The organism is Pseudonocardia sp. N23 (assembly GCF_002583555.1).
Lineage (GTDB): Bacteria > Actinomycetota > Actinomycetes > Mycobacteriales > Pseudonocardiaceae > Pseudonocardia.
In genome coordinates, this window is the sequence record NZ_BEGX01000149.1 from 1 (window position 1) to 15,006 (window position 15,006).

Here is a 15,006-nt window from a genome sequence, read left to right on the forward strand (position 1 = left end):
GACCACCCCGCGCGCCACCAGACCGCCAACTACACCCTCATCTGGGAAGAGCCCCATTGGGCATCGGTTGCACCCCCGACCCGGCCGGACCCAACCCCCGAACCACAGGTAGGGACCACCCCACCCCCGAGCACAGGCTCGGTCTCCGCGACCCACGGGAGGCCAGGGTGAGCACGGCCGTTGCGACACCGCGGGCCCCGATGCGCCATTGACGCGCGTCAGGGCGCGAGGACCAGGACGACGGCCCCGCACGTCAGCACGACCATCGCCGCGAGCAGCGGGTACTGGATTCGCACCGCGATCGCGGGCGGGAACAGCCGCACCGCGCGGTCGTGCGCGCACACCGCCGCGATGACGTGCCCGACGACGATCGCGCCGACCTGCACGGCCGCGATCGTCGCCGTCCCGACGAGCGAGTAGTCGACGGCCCGCCCGGCCGTGCCGAACAGGTCGGCCCCCGTGCCGAAGGGGTCACTGGCCAGCACGAACGGCAGTTGGCCGTCGAAGAGGAACAGCGAGAAGTAGTGCGCGACCGCGTAGCCCGCGGCGATCGGGACGATCGTGTGCGCGAACGCCGTCGGCAGCCGGACGGGTTCGGCGCGGCGCACCGGGTCGGCCCGCCACGTGCCCAGCAGGTAGAGCCCGGTGACGACGCCGGTTACGACGACGAGCCCGATCGTCCCGAACAGCGGCCCGCGCGGCACGGAGTCCGACCACACGGTCGAGCGCGACAACCCGTCGAACGCCGTCGACCCGACGAGAACCATGACGACGGCCACGAGCCCGGGCAGGCCCCGGACCGAGTCGAGCCCGTCGAACGGGCTGCGCCACACCAGTTTCCCGTCGTCGCGACGGCCGATCGGGGCCATGGAACCGAGGAGGGTCGACCACACCTCGAAGCCGTCGCCGTAGGCGAACCACCGCCGTCCGAACACGAGCGCGAGACCGATGTGGACGGTCCCGTACCCGACGAGCACCCCGGCGACGACGCGCGGGTCCGACGGCTCCGGGAACACCAGCTCCAGCCACGCGAACGCGGCCAGCGACACCGCGGCGGGCCATAGGCCGACGCGGGCGGGCAGGTCGCGCAACCCGTGGTCGGGGTCGATCCGCAGCAGCGCCGCGAGTGTGGAGTGGACGGCTCGCAGCGGGTTGAGCACCTGCCACAACGGCCCGAGCAACAGCGACGCCGGGACCAGCCCAACCCAGAACGTCACGTAGAAGACCCACGGCGCGAGGTTGTCGGGCGTGTCCGGGGGGCCGGCGAACCCGATGACGACGACCAGGACCGCGACGACGAGCACGGCGGCCCGCAGCACCCCGCGCAGCACAGCCGACCCGACGATCCGCGCGAGGACGGCGGGGACGGGCCGGCCGGCGTCGCCACCGCGCAGCCGCGGGGTCTTCCACAGCAGGCCCAGCGCCAGGAACGAGCCCACGAGCACGACGCCCGCCGCGGTGGCGGCGAGCTCGATCGGCACCGGCAGGTCGCCCCGCGTGCCGACGCCGTGGGCGAGCAGCATCAGCCGACCTGAAGCTTGAGCAGCTCGCGGCCGGCGCCATGGAACTCGAGCTCGAACACCCCGGCGATCGTCGCGGCGAACGTCAGCGTCGCGGTGCCGCCCGCGGCCACCTTCGCCGACAGGTCGTAGCCGTGCAGGTGCAGCTCCTCGGCCTTGTCGCTGGTCACGACGATCTCGACGGTCGCACCGAGCGGCACGGCGACCCTGCCGGTATCACCGGTGGCCTGCCCGCCCGCCCAAGCGACGGAGATGCGCCTGGTGGCGTCCCGCACCGGTAAGGCGGGAGCTGCGGTGGTCGGGCCGGCGATGGTCGAAGCGGCGGCGTTCGCGGAGGCCTCGCTGGTGGCCGGGGTGGCCGGCGCCGCGGTGCCCGAGGCGCAGCCGGCGGTAAGGACGAGCAGCAGCGCGCCCGCAGCGAGCCGGGTGAGCGTGGTGGTGCCGGAGGTCATCGGGGCTCCTGGGCGTCGGCGGTATGTGCCGCCGAGACGGGATCGGGTTCGTCGACGGTTTCAGGGACGGAACCGGGGGCGGGGCTGAGGGCGCGCAGCACCGCGAACCCGGTGAGGAACAGGCCGAGGCCGCCACCGAAGGTGAGCGCGGTCGTGACGCGGTCGAGGTCGGGGGACCAGCCGAAGGGCAGCACCGGGTTGCTGAAGCTGCCGACGTCGGCGCCCGTGAGCAGGACGAGCAACGCCCCGGACAGGGCGCAGAGCAGCAGCCCGAACCGCTTACCCAACACGGTAAGCACGGCTCCGGCGAGGGCGGCGGCAACGGCGCCCGTGCCGACGGCACCCGCGGTCCGCCACACCGTCGGCCAGTACTCGACGCCGTCGGGGGCGAGCGCCGACCCCAATACGTGCACGACGTAGGAGGCCACCATGCCGACCGATAGCACGCCCACCACTAGCGCGGCCCAGCGGCGGCGCACCGCGAATGAGCCCAGCACCGCCGCGGCGAGGGCGACGGCCGCGGTGAGCAGCCACCACGGCAGCGCCGAGGGCGGGGGCGGCCACGTCGTCTCCCCGCGCACGACGACTTCTGTCTCGCCGACGGTGGGTGGGACGCTCCACGCGACGGGGCCCGGTCCCGCGCCCTTGGCGGCCGCGGTAACGCGGGAGTCTGCCCAGCGGTCGGTGGCGCCAACCGCGACGACGGGCTCGACGGTGCGGGCCTGGCCGGCGGGGGTGACGTCGACGGCCGCGCCCGTGCCGTTGTCGATGCGCAGGCGCGCACCGTACTCGACGACGGTGACCTGCAGGCCGGGGATGGCGGGGTCGACGGCGACGATCCGCGGCAGGACGGGCTGGGGGTCGAGGCCGCCGCTGTGCGCGGACGCGGCGACGCTGCCGAGCGGGAGCAGGACGAGCGCGAGCGCGAAAGTCGCGGCGGCCCGTTGCAGCCAGGTGGTCATGGCATGTGGTCCCGAGTGGACGTTCCTTGGGAAGTGCGGACAGGCCGCGACGGGCCACGTCGCGGCGGAAGCTGCGACATGGCCCGTCGGGGGTCGTGCGTCAGATTGCCGCTGCGCTTACGGCGGGGCGCTCGGCGCTGCGGGTTCCACGGGAGACAAACAGGCCGAACAGCAGCCCGATCGCCGTCCACAGCACTGCGTGGATGCCCAGCGTCGCGACCCGGAAGTTGTAGAGGACGACGGCGGAGAAGTCCGCCGGGGTCTCCTGCACCACCGGGAGCAGCGCGGCGACGACGGCCGCGAGGACGATGTAGACCGCCGCGCCCGCGATGACGCCGTTCCAGGTGCCGATGCGGGCGACGAGCCGCCGACCCACCGCGACCGCGACGATCGCCGCCACCACTGACAGCGCCAGCATGAGCACGAAAGTGCCGCTGCGCAGCCCGATCGTGTCGTCGACGCTGGAGGCCGGCGGGTTGGATGGGTACTTCAGGAACGGCACAAGAACGACCACGACGTAGCCGATCACCGCCAGCACACCCGCGGTCGCCCGCGGGACGAGCCGGAACAGCCGCCCCTGCACACCCGCGTACACGAGCGAGAAGATGCCACCGACGGCGATACCGTAGATCAGCAGCGCGACGAGCAGGCCGATCGTCGACTGGACGCCGCGCGAGACGAGCGGCGGCTCGCTGTCGGTCTCGCCGGCGGCGGCCGAGAGCGCGTCCTCGTAGGCGATGCCACCGTCGAGCGCGGGCTCACCGAAGAGCCACGCGAAGACGAAGGCGAGCAGCGCCGCGACGACCCCGGCCAGCATTCCGCGGACCAGCAGGGTCCTCACCATGTTCGTGACTCCGGATCCGGTGTGGTGACTAGTGGCAGGGGAAGCCGAGCAGGTGGCGGCCGTCATGCACGAACTCGTGCAGCATCGAGCCGGAGAACACCGAGGTCGCTCCCTGGTCCAGGCCGACGAGGTAGAGCAGCGCCAAGAGGATCACCCCCGCGAAGACGGCCCACGGGACGAGCTCGCGGACGGGGACGACGGGCGCCGCGGTGGCGGGAAGAGACGCGCCCTGGGCCATGGGGACCTCCAGCTTGGGAATCCGTACGGACGTACTGCCGAACGCTCATCTGAATCAATCGACAGATGGGAGGGTGCGGCTCGGTCACCTGAAAGTCAATGATGTGCGCAGCAATCGTGATTCCACGATGCGGATAAGGCGCGTCGACCTGGCAATCGCGGGAGCGATTCGCACGCGTCACACCTTCTGTCTCGAACCGCCACCAGCCGACTCGATCAAGGGGGCTCCCGCGGAGCGGTGACGGACCCTGCCCGGACGGTCAAGGACGGCGCTCCCGCGCCAAGCGCACCTACCGCCCCACATCACTGCAATCGTGGACCGGGGTGGCTCTAACACCCCTGGAGGCCGCGTGGCCATACGTACGGCCCCGCTGGGCGCTGCGGCCGACACTCTCAGGCAGCCGTGCCCAGCGGACACGGTCGTCGCCGTATCACGGCTGACGACCTGGCTTCCGCAGTTAAGCGCCGCCGAGCCGGTGCCGACCCCCACCGAGCAGCGAGATCATTGGCTCCACTGCATACGACGATGCGCGTTCGGGCGGCCCGTGCCCGAACGCGCATCGTCAAGCCTCGCTGTGTCTGGACCGGGTCCGGGGCCGATGGCCGTCACCCCCCACGGGTGAGACTCACCGGCCGGGAAACAGACCCGGCCCTCGTGCTCAGCTGCTGTAGCTCCAGTCGTCGTTGCTGTCGTTCTTGCCGCCGTAACCGGAGTCCCACTTGTCGTCGTTCCACTTGTCGTTCGAGCTGTACTTGTCGTCGCAGCCGTAGTTGTCGTCGTCGTACTTGTTGTTGTCGTAGTGGTCGGACTTGTTGTCGTGGCAGCCCCACTTGTCCTCGTACTTGTCGTTCTTGCTGCCGCCGTAGCCGCCCCACTTGTCGTTGTCCCACTTGTCGTTCTTGCCGCCGTAGCCGCCGTCCCACTTGTCGTTGTCGTAATCGTCGCGGGACTTGGAGGGGCAGGTGCTCTTGAACATTTAGGGGCTCCGCTCGGGTTATTCTTGTCTGTGTGGAGTGGCCGTTCCGGTCGCTCCGTCGCTGAGAAGAACTTTGCCCGATTGAGCCGTCATAGGGCATCGGTTGCACCCCCGGACAGGCCGGGCCCAACCCCCCATCTGAACGGGGGGAAACCCCACTCCCCGACAGCCTCGTGTCCGCATGTCGGCACCCGGAGTCGCGCGATCACCCGACGACGAGTAGTCCGGTCAGGTACATGACTGCGAGTCCGGCGACGATTCCCACCGCCACCGGCGGGTCGACGATCCGGCGCGTCCTAGCATCCCGCAGCGGCGCCGCGACCTGGACGATGACCAGCGCTACCGCGCCGACCCCGACACCCAGCAGCGCCGCCGACAGCGTGGGGTTGTCGACCGCGGCGCCCACAACGGCGCCAGCGATTGCCGGAGCCCCGGCGAGCATCCCGAGCCCGAGCAGCCGCGGCCAACCGATGCGGTGCTCGGCCAGCGGCGCGACGATGGCCAGGCCTTCGGTCGTGTTGTGCAGGGGCTGAACCGCTGCAGCCCACGTCAGTTCCCGTCGCTGCCCCATTCGCAGTCGGCGAACCGGCTATGCGTGTGTGTTGTCTTTGCGATTGCGGATCATCAATACGCCGGCGCCAAAGAGGATGATTGATCCCAACGCAATGAGCAGGGCGACCAGCTCGAGAGTAGCTCCGGTCTCGATAGCAGTTCCCGTCGAGGGCTGCGAGTAGATTAATGCAACTGACCCGGAAAGTCTCTCGACCAATCCGCGTGCGTTATCGATGACTGAGCTCAGCGCTACCTCAGCAGCGTGTGGACTTGAGGCCACGGAAGTAAGCTGAATCAAGGTGGTTCCCTTGACTGCCACTGCGGAAACAGTGAGACTCTCAGGAGGTATGGAAGCGGGCACCGACGCAGAAGCTAACCATTGGGGTTCGGCCAATATCGCGGCAGCCCATAGTCGTAGCCCTCTCTCCAGTTAGGGACTCCCAAGCGCTTGGAATCAGATCGGGTGCGGTCTCAGCACCAGGAACAAGTACGACTTGCGCCGTGGCGCGGTAGGACGATTCATTACCTACTAGAAAAGCGCCAATCGCGAGGCCGACGACGGCGATTATCGCCGCTGAAGCTACGAGCAAGCTCCGACGGCGTCGAGTCCGAGCCCGTCCGCTGGCCTTGAGTATGGATTCAGCATCCGCGTCGACCATACACACAGTAGGAATCATTGAGTAATCGATACGTTCGACCTTGGTAAGGCGGAGGTAAGAACACAGTTTCTATGGCAGCGACGTTTGTCGAGACAACCGTCCAGGAGGCTGGTGTCGTGCCAGTGCGCTCAACTAGGCGCGCCTCGCTACCCGAAGCGCCTTTACGAGAGAACACCTGCGCCCATCCCGTGAGGCCGGGACGTCCGCAGGCCGCTCGCCCACAGCTACTCGGCGCGTCGAACTGAACGGGTCGGTCCGGCGGCGGGCGGCAGCGGGGATCGGGAGCGGCCGGTGCACGCAGGGCTCGCCCGCCGCACGTTGATCCCGCAGCGCGACGCATGAGCCGAGCACCTCTGGTCTTGCCCCGAATGCAGGGTCGTCCGACCCGCTGCCCCGTTACCCCCGGGGGGTTTGAGCGGGCCCGGCGCGCCTTAAGAGCAGGCGTCGATCGCGAGCTCGACGTAGTCCATGCCCGACCAGGCGGCATATGAACATTTACGCCCGTCACCTGTCAGGCAGCGGCCATGACAGGCGGGGGTGCAATCTGCTGTGACCAGGCGGCATTGTCGTCCCGGAGTTGCCTTGTGCAGGCCACCCGGCAGAGACGGCCGGGGTGAATCGCACTGGATGTAGAGGAGTCCTCAGACACACCGGGGCAGTTTACCGGCGAACGCCGCGACCGCGAGGGTCGCGAGGTCGGCGTGCCCGGCGACTGTTCTCGACACGGCCTCATCCTCGGTTCCGAAGGTCGGATGCCCCGCTGGCCCTAGAGCTAGCCAGTCGAGCGGCAACTGCCGGCGCCGGAATTGACCGTTAGATAACTCTTCGCTCACTCGCGCCTGATCTCGACCGCATAACGTCGTGTGCACAGCCGCAACCGGGATATCGCATCTGCAAGGGGTCAACCGTGACGTCAGCCCTCGCGTACCGGGTTGCGATGATCGCCTCTGGCCTTGTCTCCTGGGCGCTTGCGCACGCCCTGACCGACGCCCTCTTCACCCACGCCGAGTGCTCGCAGCAGCTGGACCACGTGATCGGCCCAGTTCTGCTGACCGGAACGGCAGCAGTGGTGACGTCGTTTGTAGCCGTGGCTGTGGCCGCGCTCTACGGCCCGGAAGTGGATGACTCCGCAGGACGACCACCATTCCGCACTAGCATCTTTCCGGGAGCACTCCCTCTTGTAGCGTTCGTGGTCATCGAGCTCGTCGAGCACGTGACGGTCGGCCAGCCGGTCCTGTCAGCCGTGATCGCTGCTACAAGCCTCTGCATACACGTCGGTCTCGGCATCATCGTCGCCCGTGCGGTCCTGGCATGTACCGGCGCCCTCCGCGCCACCCTGCAAATTTTCCACGCTCACATCGCGCTTCGGCGCGCGGCGGCGCTGAGTGCGACAGCGCCACCGCGGCGCCGGGCCAGCCCCGGGTTCACGGTGACGTTGGACAGCCGAGGGCCTCCTGTGACAGCGCCCTGTCCCGTACTCGTGCCCGCGCTCACCCGGCCGATGGCCTGATTCAGAGGCCGTCCTTGGGAGCGGTCACATCGCCCTGACCCGAAGGCCTTCATGAGTTTTCTACAGCGGACCTTTAAACGCACCCAAACGACGCGCGTACGACAGACCAGGTTGGCTGCACTACAGCACGACTTCCTGGCCGGCCTAGCGCTAGACGATCTGAACCCTCACGCCGGAGCGATGGACGACGTCGAGACGTTCTGCGCGACACACCCGACACAGCCGGGTCAGGAGCACGACAGACCCAGCGAACGTGGTCGACTCCTTCTGCAACACGCATACCAGCAAGCCACCGCGACTACACCGGCCGATCCTGTCGTAGCTCTCGAATGGCTCGAGAACCACGGCGTCGGTGGTCGACATCTTGACATCGGGTCGGGTGTGGGCCTGACGACGCAACTGTTCGCTCACCACGGCTGGCACTCGTCACTGGCCGAAGTGTCCACGCCGGTTCTGGACTTCGCCAGGTTCAGGCTGCGTCGACGTGACATCGATGCAGACATGATCGACCTGTCGGTCGACAAGGAGTTGCCTCGCAATCGTTTTGCCGCGATCACTGCCTTCGGTGTGTTCGCCTACGTGAGCGACGTCGACCGCGCTGCGCGGGTGGTGTGCAGGGCGCTCGCGCCCCGAGGGGTGCTGTTCATAGAGCGAAGCCAGCTTCTGAATCCCGAGCAGCGTCAAGGGCTCGGGCTAGTCCTGCGCAGGAGCGGTCTACGTCCGCTCCGGGTCGCCGCCCACGTCGCCGCGTACCGGGCGACGTGATCCGTCCGTGGCTTAGACGTTCCCTCGTTGATCGGGCGTGTCGGTGGCTAAGATGATGCGACCGGACGAGCTCTCTGAGCGCAAATCTCTCCGTGATCGACTCAAGGAATCGACCCGGATCGCGACATCCGATCCTGAGATGAGCAACCTGTCTGGGACGCTACGTCGTGGCGCGACCTACTCAGGGATCGCGCTCATCGCAACGCAGCTCGTCGCGTTCGTCCAGACCCTGGTCCTCGCACGGCTCCTCACACCCGAAGAACTAGGCGTCTACGTCGTCGGAACCATCCTGACCGGTTTTCTCGTCACTGTATCCGAGGCGGGCCTGCGCCTAGCACTGATTCAGCGCGACAAGGACGTCGACAGATCCGCGGAGACCGTCTTCTGGGTTACCGGAGCCATGGGTGTCTTCTTTGCGGCTGGTGCAATCGGAACCGCTCCACTGCTTGGTGCAATATTTGGCGATCCGACAGTTGCACTGATCGCGGCGACTAATGCCGGGACATTGATTATTCACGGCCTCACAAACGTCCCGGACGGCCTGATGCAGCGGCGCTTCAACTTCCGCCGTAGGCTCATTGTCGACCCGGCGCGCGTTGTCGTGTTCGCGGTTGTGACGATCGTGTTCGCAGCGTTGGGTTACGGCGCGTGGTCTCAAGTCATCGGAAACTACGCGGCGATGATCACCTGGCTCGGGCTGTCGTGGGCGTTCGCCGGCTGGTGGCCCGGATTCGTGCGGCCGTCTGTACGTATCTGGCGAGAGATGGCTCGCTTTGCTTACCCACTTCTGTTGCAGGCGCTCGTTGACCGCGTTCGCACAGCCGGCGAGACTGCGATTCTCGGGCGCAGCCTGTCTACCGATGCGGTGGGACAGTACCGCTACGGACAACGCCTGTCGCTGATCCCGGCCAACGCCGTGGTTCAAATCGGCTCGTACGTATTGTTTCCCGCGATGTCTCGTCTGGCAGACGATCCGGCGCAACTCACGGATGCGTTCCTTCGCGCTCTCCGCATTGCCTGGGTCCCATCGGCGGGTGTTGCTGCTCTGACATGCGCGATCGGTGAGCCCGCAGTTGTCATCCTGCTTGGCGCCGAATGGCGGGAGGCGGGCCAAGCCTTCGTCGCTATGTCCGGTTACGGCCTGGGCATTGCCCTGCATGCAGCGGCCTCCGAAGCCATTAAAGCGACGGGCCGCACACCCCTGCTCAACTGGACGACGGGCACGAGCATCGTCCTTGGTATTGGCCTGCTCGTGGTATTGGTTCCGTTCGGGCTCATCGGTGTTGGTCTCGCGATCTCGGCGACCGAGCTGGCCATTGGCGTGATCGTGCTGGTGCTGACGCACCGGGTCCTGCCGTTCCCACCGGTGCGGCTCATCCGCATTCTCGTCGTCCCTGCAGTCATCGCCGCCATTCCCGCTGCCGGTGTCGGCGTCGCGGAGCGGATTTGGTTGCGCGCCGACGAACGAGAAACGCTGACCAGCATCGCAATTCTGATGGGGCAGACCGTCGCCTTCGCCGTACTGTTCGTTGCGGGGCTTATCTTGACCGCACCCGCATCAGCGAGACGTGTGTTCGAGTCGGTGCGCTACCGACTATGCCGCAGTAGCGCTCGTCGTGAGGATAACGACAGGGACGTGGACGACACGTCCTTCGAGGCCACAACTGTCGCTTTACCCGTGATCGATGCCGACGCCACGATCGTCCTACGCGTATATCGCTCGGAGTGGCCGGCAGATGCCCCGACCGTGCCTCTAATAGTCGACATTCGGGCCGTGCGGCTATCTGACGGCGGCCCGTCTTCCGATGCGCCTGCCGTCGACAATAGGACTGATGCTGCCCCCATCCGACGGTCTCCCCCACCGCGGCCATCGCCAAGGCCACCCCTCGACCCCGGTCGGCGACCGTCACCAAGGCCACGGCACCCTCCGCCGCATGGGGGAGCCGGGTGAGGGTCCGTGGCTCAGCTTGACTATGGCTTGAAGCGGAGCGCGAGCCTATGGGTTTCATGCGGCCAGGGGCAGGGGGATTACCCGCGTTCGGGTAGCCGCTGATCTGTAACGTGTACTCGCTGGAAGGGGATCGATATAGTGCCCAGCCGTCCTCGAGGGAGTTCCGCGCCCGAGCCCTCCTCGAGGGAGTTTCGTTTCGACTCGGCCGCCGCCGTCTGCCGGCGTCGCGGGCAGCTTCGCGCTCTCCGAGTCCGGCCAATTGCAGTGGTTGCAGTTCGGCGACCTCCAAGGGGCGAACTTTCCACCAGCACCACGCAGGCGCCCCCTCAGCCACACCGCAGGCGGATGTGGATGCGGAACGTGTTCTGCGCAAGCAGGGCAGACAACTCGAGCAGGAGATGCAGAATCCTGCGCCGGGCGACCGCGTACTCGGCCGCGATGTCCTCCACGTGGACAGAGTCGCACCAGCAAGATGGTGGAGATGCGCGAATCCGCCTGATAGGCAACTCGCAGATAAAGGTCGTGCGTCGCCAGGCGTGGCAGCCGAGCCCGGGCCGACGCGAGGTGCGGAGAATTGTTCGGCGGAGGTTTTGCAGGCGGCGTGCGGGCTACCATCAGTCAGTCCGAAAAGTGCTCTTCGAAACGGCGCTGTTCCCAGAGTTCGTCCGCTGGGCTGAGCCGGCGTTTCCGCCACCCGAGCCCCGAAATGGCGCCGGCCATACCGACTTGCCCGCTGCTGCCCTCGGCTCCGCTGCGGTCTGATGAACGCCGCTGAGCACGCTCTTCTGGCTCTGCGACGGCTCGGCAGACGACTACTGGTCCTCGCCGTCGTCCTGGGTTCCATCGGAGTCGGCGGCGTGGTCGCGTTCGTAAGCGTGTCGTTCTTGATGACACCGGCCAGCGTGCCTGGTAGGTGCCAGCCCGATCCCGCCGCTGTGCCGATCGACGTCGCCGGGCCCAGCGGTCTGACCTCTGAACAGCAGAGCAACGCAGCAGTCATCGTCGCGACCGGCCGCGAGCTCGCTGTACCTGAGCGAGGACTGTGGATCGCGCTTGCCACCGCCTTGCAGGAATCTGGGCTCCGCAACCTCGACTACGGTGACCGGGACTCACTGGGGTTGTTCCAGCAGCGGCCCTCGCAAGGCTGGGGCACCCCGGACCAGGTGAGGCAGCCGCGCTACGCTGCGACTCAGTTCTTTCAGCGACTGCTCGTGGTACCGGCGTGGACTGAAATGCCGCTGTGGCAAGCCGCACAGGCCATCCAGCGATCGGCGTTCCCGACCGCCTACGCCAAGTGGGAACAAGCCGCAGCTGATCTCTTGGCCGAAGTGGGATCCTCCGGCAGCCGCTTCAGTACCGCGCGCACCGCCACTTGTAGCGGCGGCGGCTTGCCGATTACCGCGAGCCCAGCCCCGCTCACGGGGGGCAGCAGCGGATGTATCGAAGACGATCCGACAACCAATGGATGTGTTACGACCGCGACCCGGTATGCACTATTGGAGGCCGAGCGCGCGTTCGGTGGCCTTCGCCGCGGTGCTTTGATCCGTTCAGCCGGATGCCACGCCCAGCGCCCGACCAACCCTACTAGCGACCACCCGTTGGGCAAGGGCTGCGACTTCTTTCCCGGTGACGCCGGCCGGTTCGCGAAGGGCGGCGACCTCGACAACGGATGGCGCGCGGCCGAGTGGTTCCGCACCAATGCCGAAGCCCTGCAGGTCTCCTACGTGATCTGGCAGGGTCGAATCTGGACCCGCGGCGTCGCCGACCGCAACGGCTGGGGACGCCCCTACACCGGCGGCGGCGTTTATGACGCCAGTGACCCGGTCGGCGGGCACTACGATCACCTGCACGTCAGTTTCGTTCGATGACCAGATCGATCAGACGCCGACCACCAGGAGACGGGCGATCACCCACACCCGGTGCACATGATCCAGCTCGAGCTGGGTCCCGCTAGCACTCAGCGACCAGCAGGTTTAGCAGTTGCCATTGAGACCGGTGAGCGGAACTCATGTGGGGCAGGGGTGGGCAGAAGCACCCACCCCTGCCCTTGTCGGGCTCAGAGGGTCGACAGGAGCTGCTGCATCTCGGTGATCTCGGTCTGCTGAGCGTCGATAATCTTCTGTGCGAGCGCCTTGGCGTCCGAGTTCTGGCCCTGCGCGAGCTCGGTCCGGGCCATGTCGATGGCGCCCTTGTGATGCTCGGTCATCATCTGCAGGAACATGCGGTCGAAGTCCGTGCCGCTGGCCTGACCGAGCTGGGTCATCTGCTGGTCGGTCATCATGCCGTTCATCTCGTGCGGCATGGGGCCAGTGGTGCTGCCGCTCTGGGTGCCGTGGTCCATGCCGCTCATGCCGGCCGAGCCGGTTTCGGGCTCGCCCCAGGCTGCGAGGAAGTCTCGCATCTGCTGAATCTCTGGGCCTTGAGCCTGCTGGATTCGGGTGGCGAGCTGCCTGACCTGCTCGGTGCTAGCCCGCTGGGCGGCCAATTCCGACATCTGAACGGCCTGGGTGTGGTGCGGGATCATGCCCTGCACGAACGTGGTGTCTGCGGCGTTGTGCGTGGCGGCCTTCGCCGACGGGGTGGCCACAGCGGGTGGGGTGGTGGACGTGGCGGCGGCGCCGCTGGAGCCGCCGCATCCGGCGACGAGGACTGCGGTGGCCGCGGCGGCGGCGAGCATGCCGACGACAGGCTTGCGGTTCATGATCGAAGAACTCCTCTACGGTGTATACGGGTGTGATCGGACCAGCGCTCTGCCGCGCTGGGGGCCGATCAGTTCCGCAGCACGCAGAGTGACGCGAGCCTGACCGCGGTCGGTGGCGGTGCCCGGGGGCCACTGGCACGACGCGGCGCGCCGCTGGAGACCATGGATGCGCCGGACCGCGCAGCGAGAACCGCCAGGAGCACCACCGCGGACAGCGCGATGAGCGCGGTCAGCACCGCCAGGCACAGGTGGAGAAGATCGTGCAGCGCCGGCACCGAGTCGTCGGGCAGAGGGCCGTCCCACCAGCTCAGCGCCGCCAGCGCAGGCATGGCTGCTTCTGGTGCGGGGACTCCCGGGCCGGTGGCGGAAAAGTCCAGTGGCACGGCAACGGCGCCCCTGCCTATCCAGCTGGGTTGAGCGGCAGGGTTGGACGTCGTCCCGTCCGCAACCCCCGGTGCGACCATGCGCGGCGGTGACGTCTCCTCAGCAGACCCCGACATTCCGTCGGAGCGGTAAGGACTGGTCGCGGCAGCCACGGTGCTCGAGTGGGGCGCCGTCGATGTTGAGTGGGCGGTGACGTGCGCCACCGGCGCAGAGCTGTTGTCGGTGTGGCAGGCGATCGCGGAGTGCATGGCAACGACACCGGCGATCAGCGACAGCACGAGCAGGACCTGCTGCCATCCATGCCGGCTCACCACGTGCACGGCCACGACCTTAGCGAACGCGCTCCGTGCCCGTCGGGCGCCCTTCTGCCTCGTTCGCCCCGCTTGGAGCCCTGTCGGTTCTGTCAGCGGTGTGAGCTGCGTGAGCGTCATCCCGCGGCGAGGCCGGCGCCTCGGCCGGGTGGCGCTTGGCGGTGTCGCGCTCGGCCGGAGTGCGCGGATCCCAGCGTTGGTCGAGGCGGCCGAACCGCCAGATCACCACGGCGATCAACCACGCCAGCAAGAACAGCGTGACGATGCCGAAGCGGCGTATTGCAGGTCAGTGATCTGCAGCTGCTCGGTCAGCAGCCCGATCAGCCCTATGCCGCCGACGACAAGGGCAACGACAACGGACAGCACGGTGATGGTGAGGTTGTAGAACACCTTGCGCCCGGGGGTGATGAACGCCCAGCGGTAGGTGCGCGCCATGACGATCCCGTCGGCGGTGTCGACAGGCTCATCCGCGCTGCGAAGAGAACCGGCAGAACCAGGATCGCGTACCAGGGCAGGGTGAACGCAGCCGAGCCGGCGGCAAGGACGAGCAGCGCGCCCTGAGTCGCGGTGTCGAATCCCAGCCCCATCAACAGCCCAACGGGGTAGAGGTGCCACGGCTGCGGACGCGCCGCATGACGCGGTTGAGCAGGCGGGCTAGCAGACCGCGTTGGTGCAGGTGGTGTTCGACTCGGCGTCGTTGAAGTGCCCGTGCCGCATCCGGCGCGCGACCTTGGCAATTCCGACGACGGCGACGAGGTGGCTATTCGGATGAGGTGAGGAAGGCGCCTGCGACCAGCGCCCTGACCAGGCCGAGCGTCTGCAGCGAGGCTGAGTCCTCGTTCTGCACGGAGTCGGCCACCGCGTGCATCCCCGAACGAGCAACACGGTCAGGGCGAAGACCAGACTGGAATGACCGAGGGAGAACCAGAACCCGGTGGTCAACGCCGGGCGTTTCTCGCCGACCAGCTTGCGGGTGGTGTTGTCGACACGGCGATGTGGTCGGCGTCGAAGGCGCGTCGGACTCCGAGCAGGTCAGCGGTCACGCCGAGCCCCGCCCCGAGACCCCGCTGGCGCCGAGCACGAGGTGCTGCGGCACCACCAGCATCAGCAGCACACCCCAGCCGAGGACGTGCAGGCCCACGACGACCCCGGCGGTTCCCAGCACCGTGGTCCAGTCCGAA

16 protein-coding genes and 1 pseudogene are annotated in these 15,006 nt (G+C 67.6%); 4 read left to right on the plus strand and 13 right to left on the minus strand.

The features are described from left to right. Positions 1-218: 218 nt before the first annotated feature. The 7 genes from TOK_RS30125 to TOK_RS30155 form a co-directional block, all read right to left on the minus strand. Positions 219-1,523, minus strand: a complete 1,305-nt coding sequence (locus tag TOK_RS30125) for a hypothetical protein (protein WP_098961389.1) — start codon at positions 1,521-1,523, stop codon at positions 219-221. Then, entirely contained in the window at positions 1,523-1,972 is a 450-nt protein-coding gene (locus TOK_RS30130) for a hypothetical protein (protein ID WP_098961390.1), read from the minus strand. The genes TOK_RS30125 and TOK_RS30130 overlap by 1 nt, the downstream gene beginning before the upstream one ends. Continuing rightward, on the minus strand, positions 1,969-2,934 hold the full coding sequence (locus TOK_RS30135) for a hypothetical protein (protein WP_098961391.1): 966 nt from the start codon (positions 2,932-2,934) through the stop codon (positions 1,969-1,971). Before TOK_RS30135 ends, TOK_RS30130 begins: the two co-directional genes overlap by 4 nt. 100 nt (positions 2,935-3,034) lie before the next feature. After that, positions 3,035-3,778: a CbtA family protein gene (locus TOK_RS30140; RefSeq protein WP_098961392.1), complete on the minus strand. Its 744-nt coding sequence runs from the start codon at positions 3,776-3,778 to the stop codon at positions 3,035-3,037. Positions 3,779-3,806: 28 nt separating this feature from the next. Further along, a complete protein-coding gene (locus tag TOK_RS30145) occupies positions 3,807-4,016 on the minus strand; it encodes a CbtB-domain containing protein (protein WP_098961393.1) in 210 nt (69 codons plus the stop codon). 658 nt (positions 4,017-4,674) lie between these two features. Continuing rightward, entirely contained in the window at positions 4,675-4,992 is a 318-nt protein-coding gene (locus TOK_RS30150; protein ID WP_098961394.1) for a hypothetical protein, read from the minus strand. Between the two features lie 205 nt (positions 4,993-5,197). Then, entirely contained in the window at positions 5,198-5,563 is a 366-nt protein-coding gene (locus TOK_RS30155; protein WP_098961395.1) for a hypothetical protein, read from the minus strand. Between the two features lie 1,547 nt (positions 5,564-7,110). On the opposite strand from TOK_RS30155, the gene TOK_RS30160 reads away from it, so the two are divergent. The 3 genes from TOK_RS30160 to TOK_RS30170 all read left to right on the plus strand — a co-directional run bounded on the left by TOK_RS30160 (position 7,111) and on the right by TOK_RS30170 (position 10,429). Next, positions 7,111-7,713: a hypothetical protein gene (locus TOK_RS30160; RefSeq protein WP_141566623.1), complete on the plus strand. Its 603-nt coding sequence runs from the start codon at positions 7,111-7,113 to the stop codon at positions 7,711-7,713. Between the two features lie 180 nt (positions 7,714-7,893). After that, positions 7,894-8,478, plus strand: a complete 585-nt coding sequence (locus tag TOK_RS30165; protein WP_253258744.1) for a bifunctional 2-polyprenyl-6-hydroxyphenol methylase/3-demethylubiquinol 3-O-methyltransferase UbiG — start codon at positions 7,894-7,896, stop codon at positions 8,476-8,478. Between the two features lie 37 nt (positions 8,479-8,515). Further along, positions 8,516-10,429 carry a lipopolysaccharide biosynthesis protein gene (locus tag TOK_RS30170; RefSeq protein WP_253258745.1) on the plus strand — a complete coding sequence of 638 codons (1,914 nt, stop codon included), beginning with the start codon at positions 8,516-8,518 and terminating at the stop codon, positions 10,427-10,429. Between the two features lie 326 nt (positions 10,430-10,755). Here the strand turns inward: TOK_RS30170 and TOK_RS34845 are convergent, their stop codons facing one another. Beyond that, the gene (locus TOK_RS34845) at positions 10,756-10,878 is read right to left on the minus strand and encodes a hypothetical protein (RefSeq protein WP_256388029.1); all 123 of its coding nucleotides are present in this window, start codon (positions 10,876-10,878) and stop codon (positions 10,756-10,758) included. Between the two features lie 312 nt (positions 10,879-11,190). On the opposite strand from TOK_RS34845, the gene TOK_RS32175 reads away from it, so the two are divergent. Next, positions 11,191-12,297 (plus strand): hypothetical protein, encoded by a 1,107-nt coding sequence (locus TOK_RS32175; protein ID WP_141566624.1) that lies wholly within the window; start codon positions 11,191-11,193, stop codon positions 12,295-12,297. Positions 12,298-12,485: 188 nt separating this feature from the next. On the opposite strand, the gene TOK_RS30180 is transcribed toward TOK_RS32175, so the two are convergent. The 5 genes and pseudogenes from TOK_RS30180 to TOK_RS35155 all read right to left on the minus strand — a co-directional run bounded on the left by TOK_RS30180 (position 12,486) and on the right by TOK_RS35155 (position 14,990). Beyond that, entirely contained in the window at positions 12,486-13,130 is a 645-nt protein-coding gene (locus TOK_RS30180; protein WP_098961400.1) for a DUF305 domain-containing protein, read from the minus strand. 68 nt (positions 13,131-13,198) lie between these two features. Next, the gene (locus tag TOK_RS30185) at positions 13,199-13,840 is read right to left on the minus strand and encodes a hypothetical protein (protein WP_098961401.1); all 642 of its coding nucleotides are present in this window, start codon (positions 13,838-13,840) and stop codon (positions 13,199-13,201) included. Positions 13,841-14,059: 219 nt separating this feature from the next. Continuing rightward, a pseudogene (locus tag TOK_RS35590) lies at positions 14,060-14,412 on the minus strand (MHYT domain-containing protein). A 67-nt stretch (positions 14,413-14,479) separates the two neighbouring features. Further along, complete coding sequence (locus tag TOK_RS35150) at positions 14,480-14,767, minus strand: hypothetical protein (protein ID WP_306305179.1); 288 nt, start codon at positions 14,765-14,767, stop codon at positions 14,480-14,482. Between the two features lie 97 nt (positions 14,768-14,864). Beyond that, positions 14,865-14,990 (minus strand): hypothetical protein, encoded by a 126-nt coding sequence (locus TOK_RS35155; protein WP_306305180.1) that lies wholly within the window; start codon positions 14,988-14,990, stop codon positions 14,865-14,867. Positions 14,991-15,006: the final 16 nt, after the last annotated feature.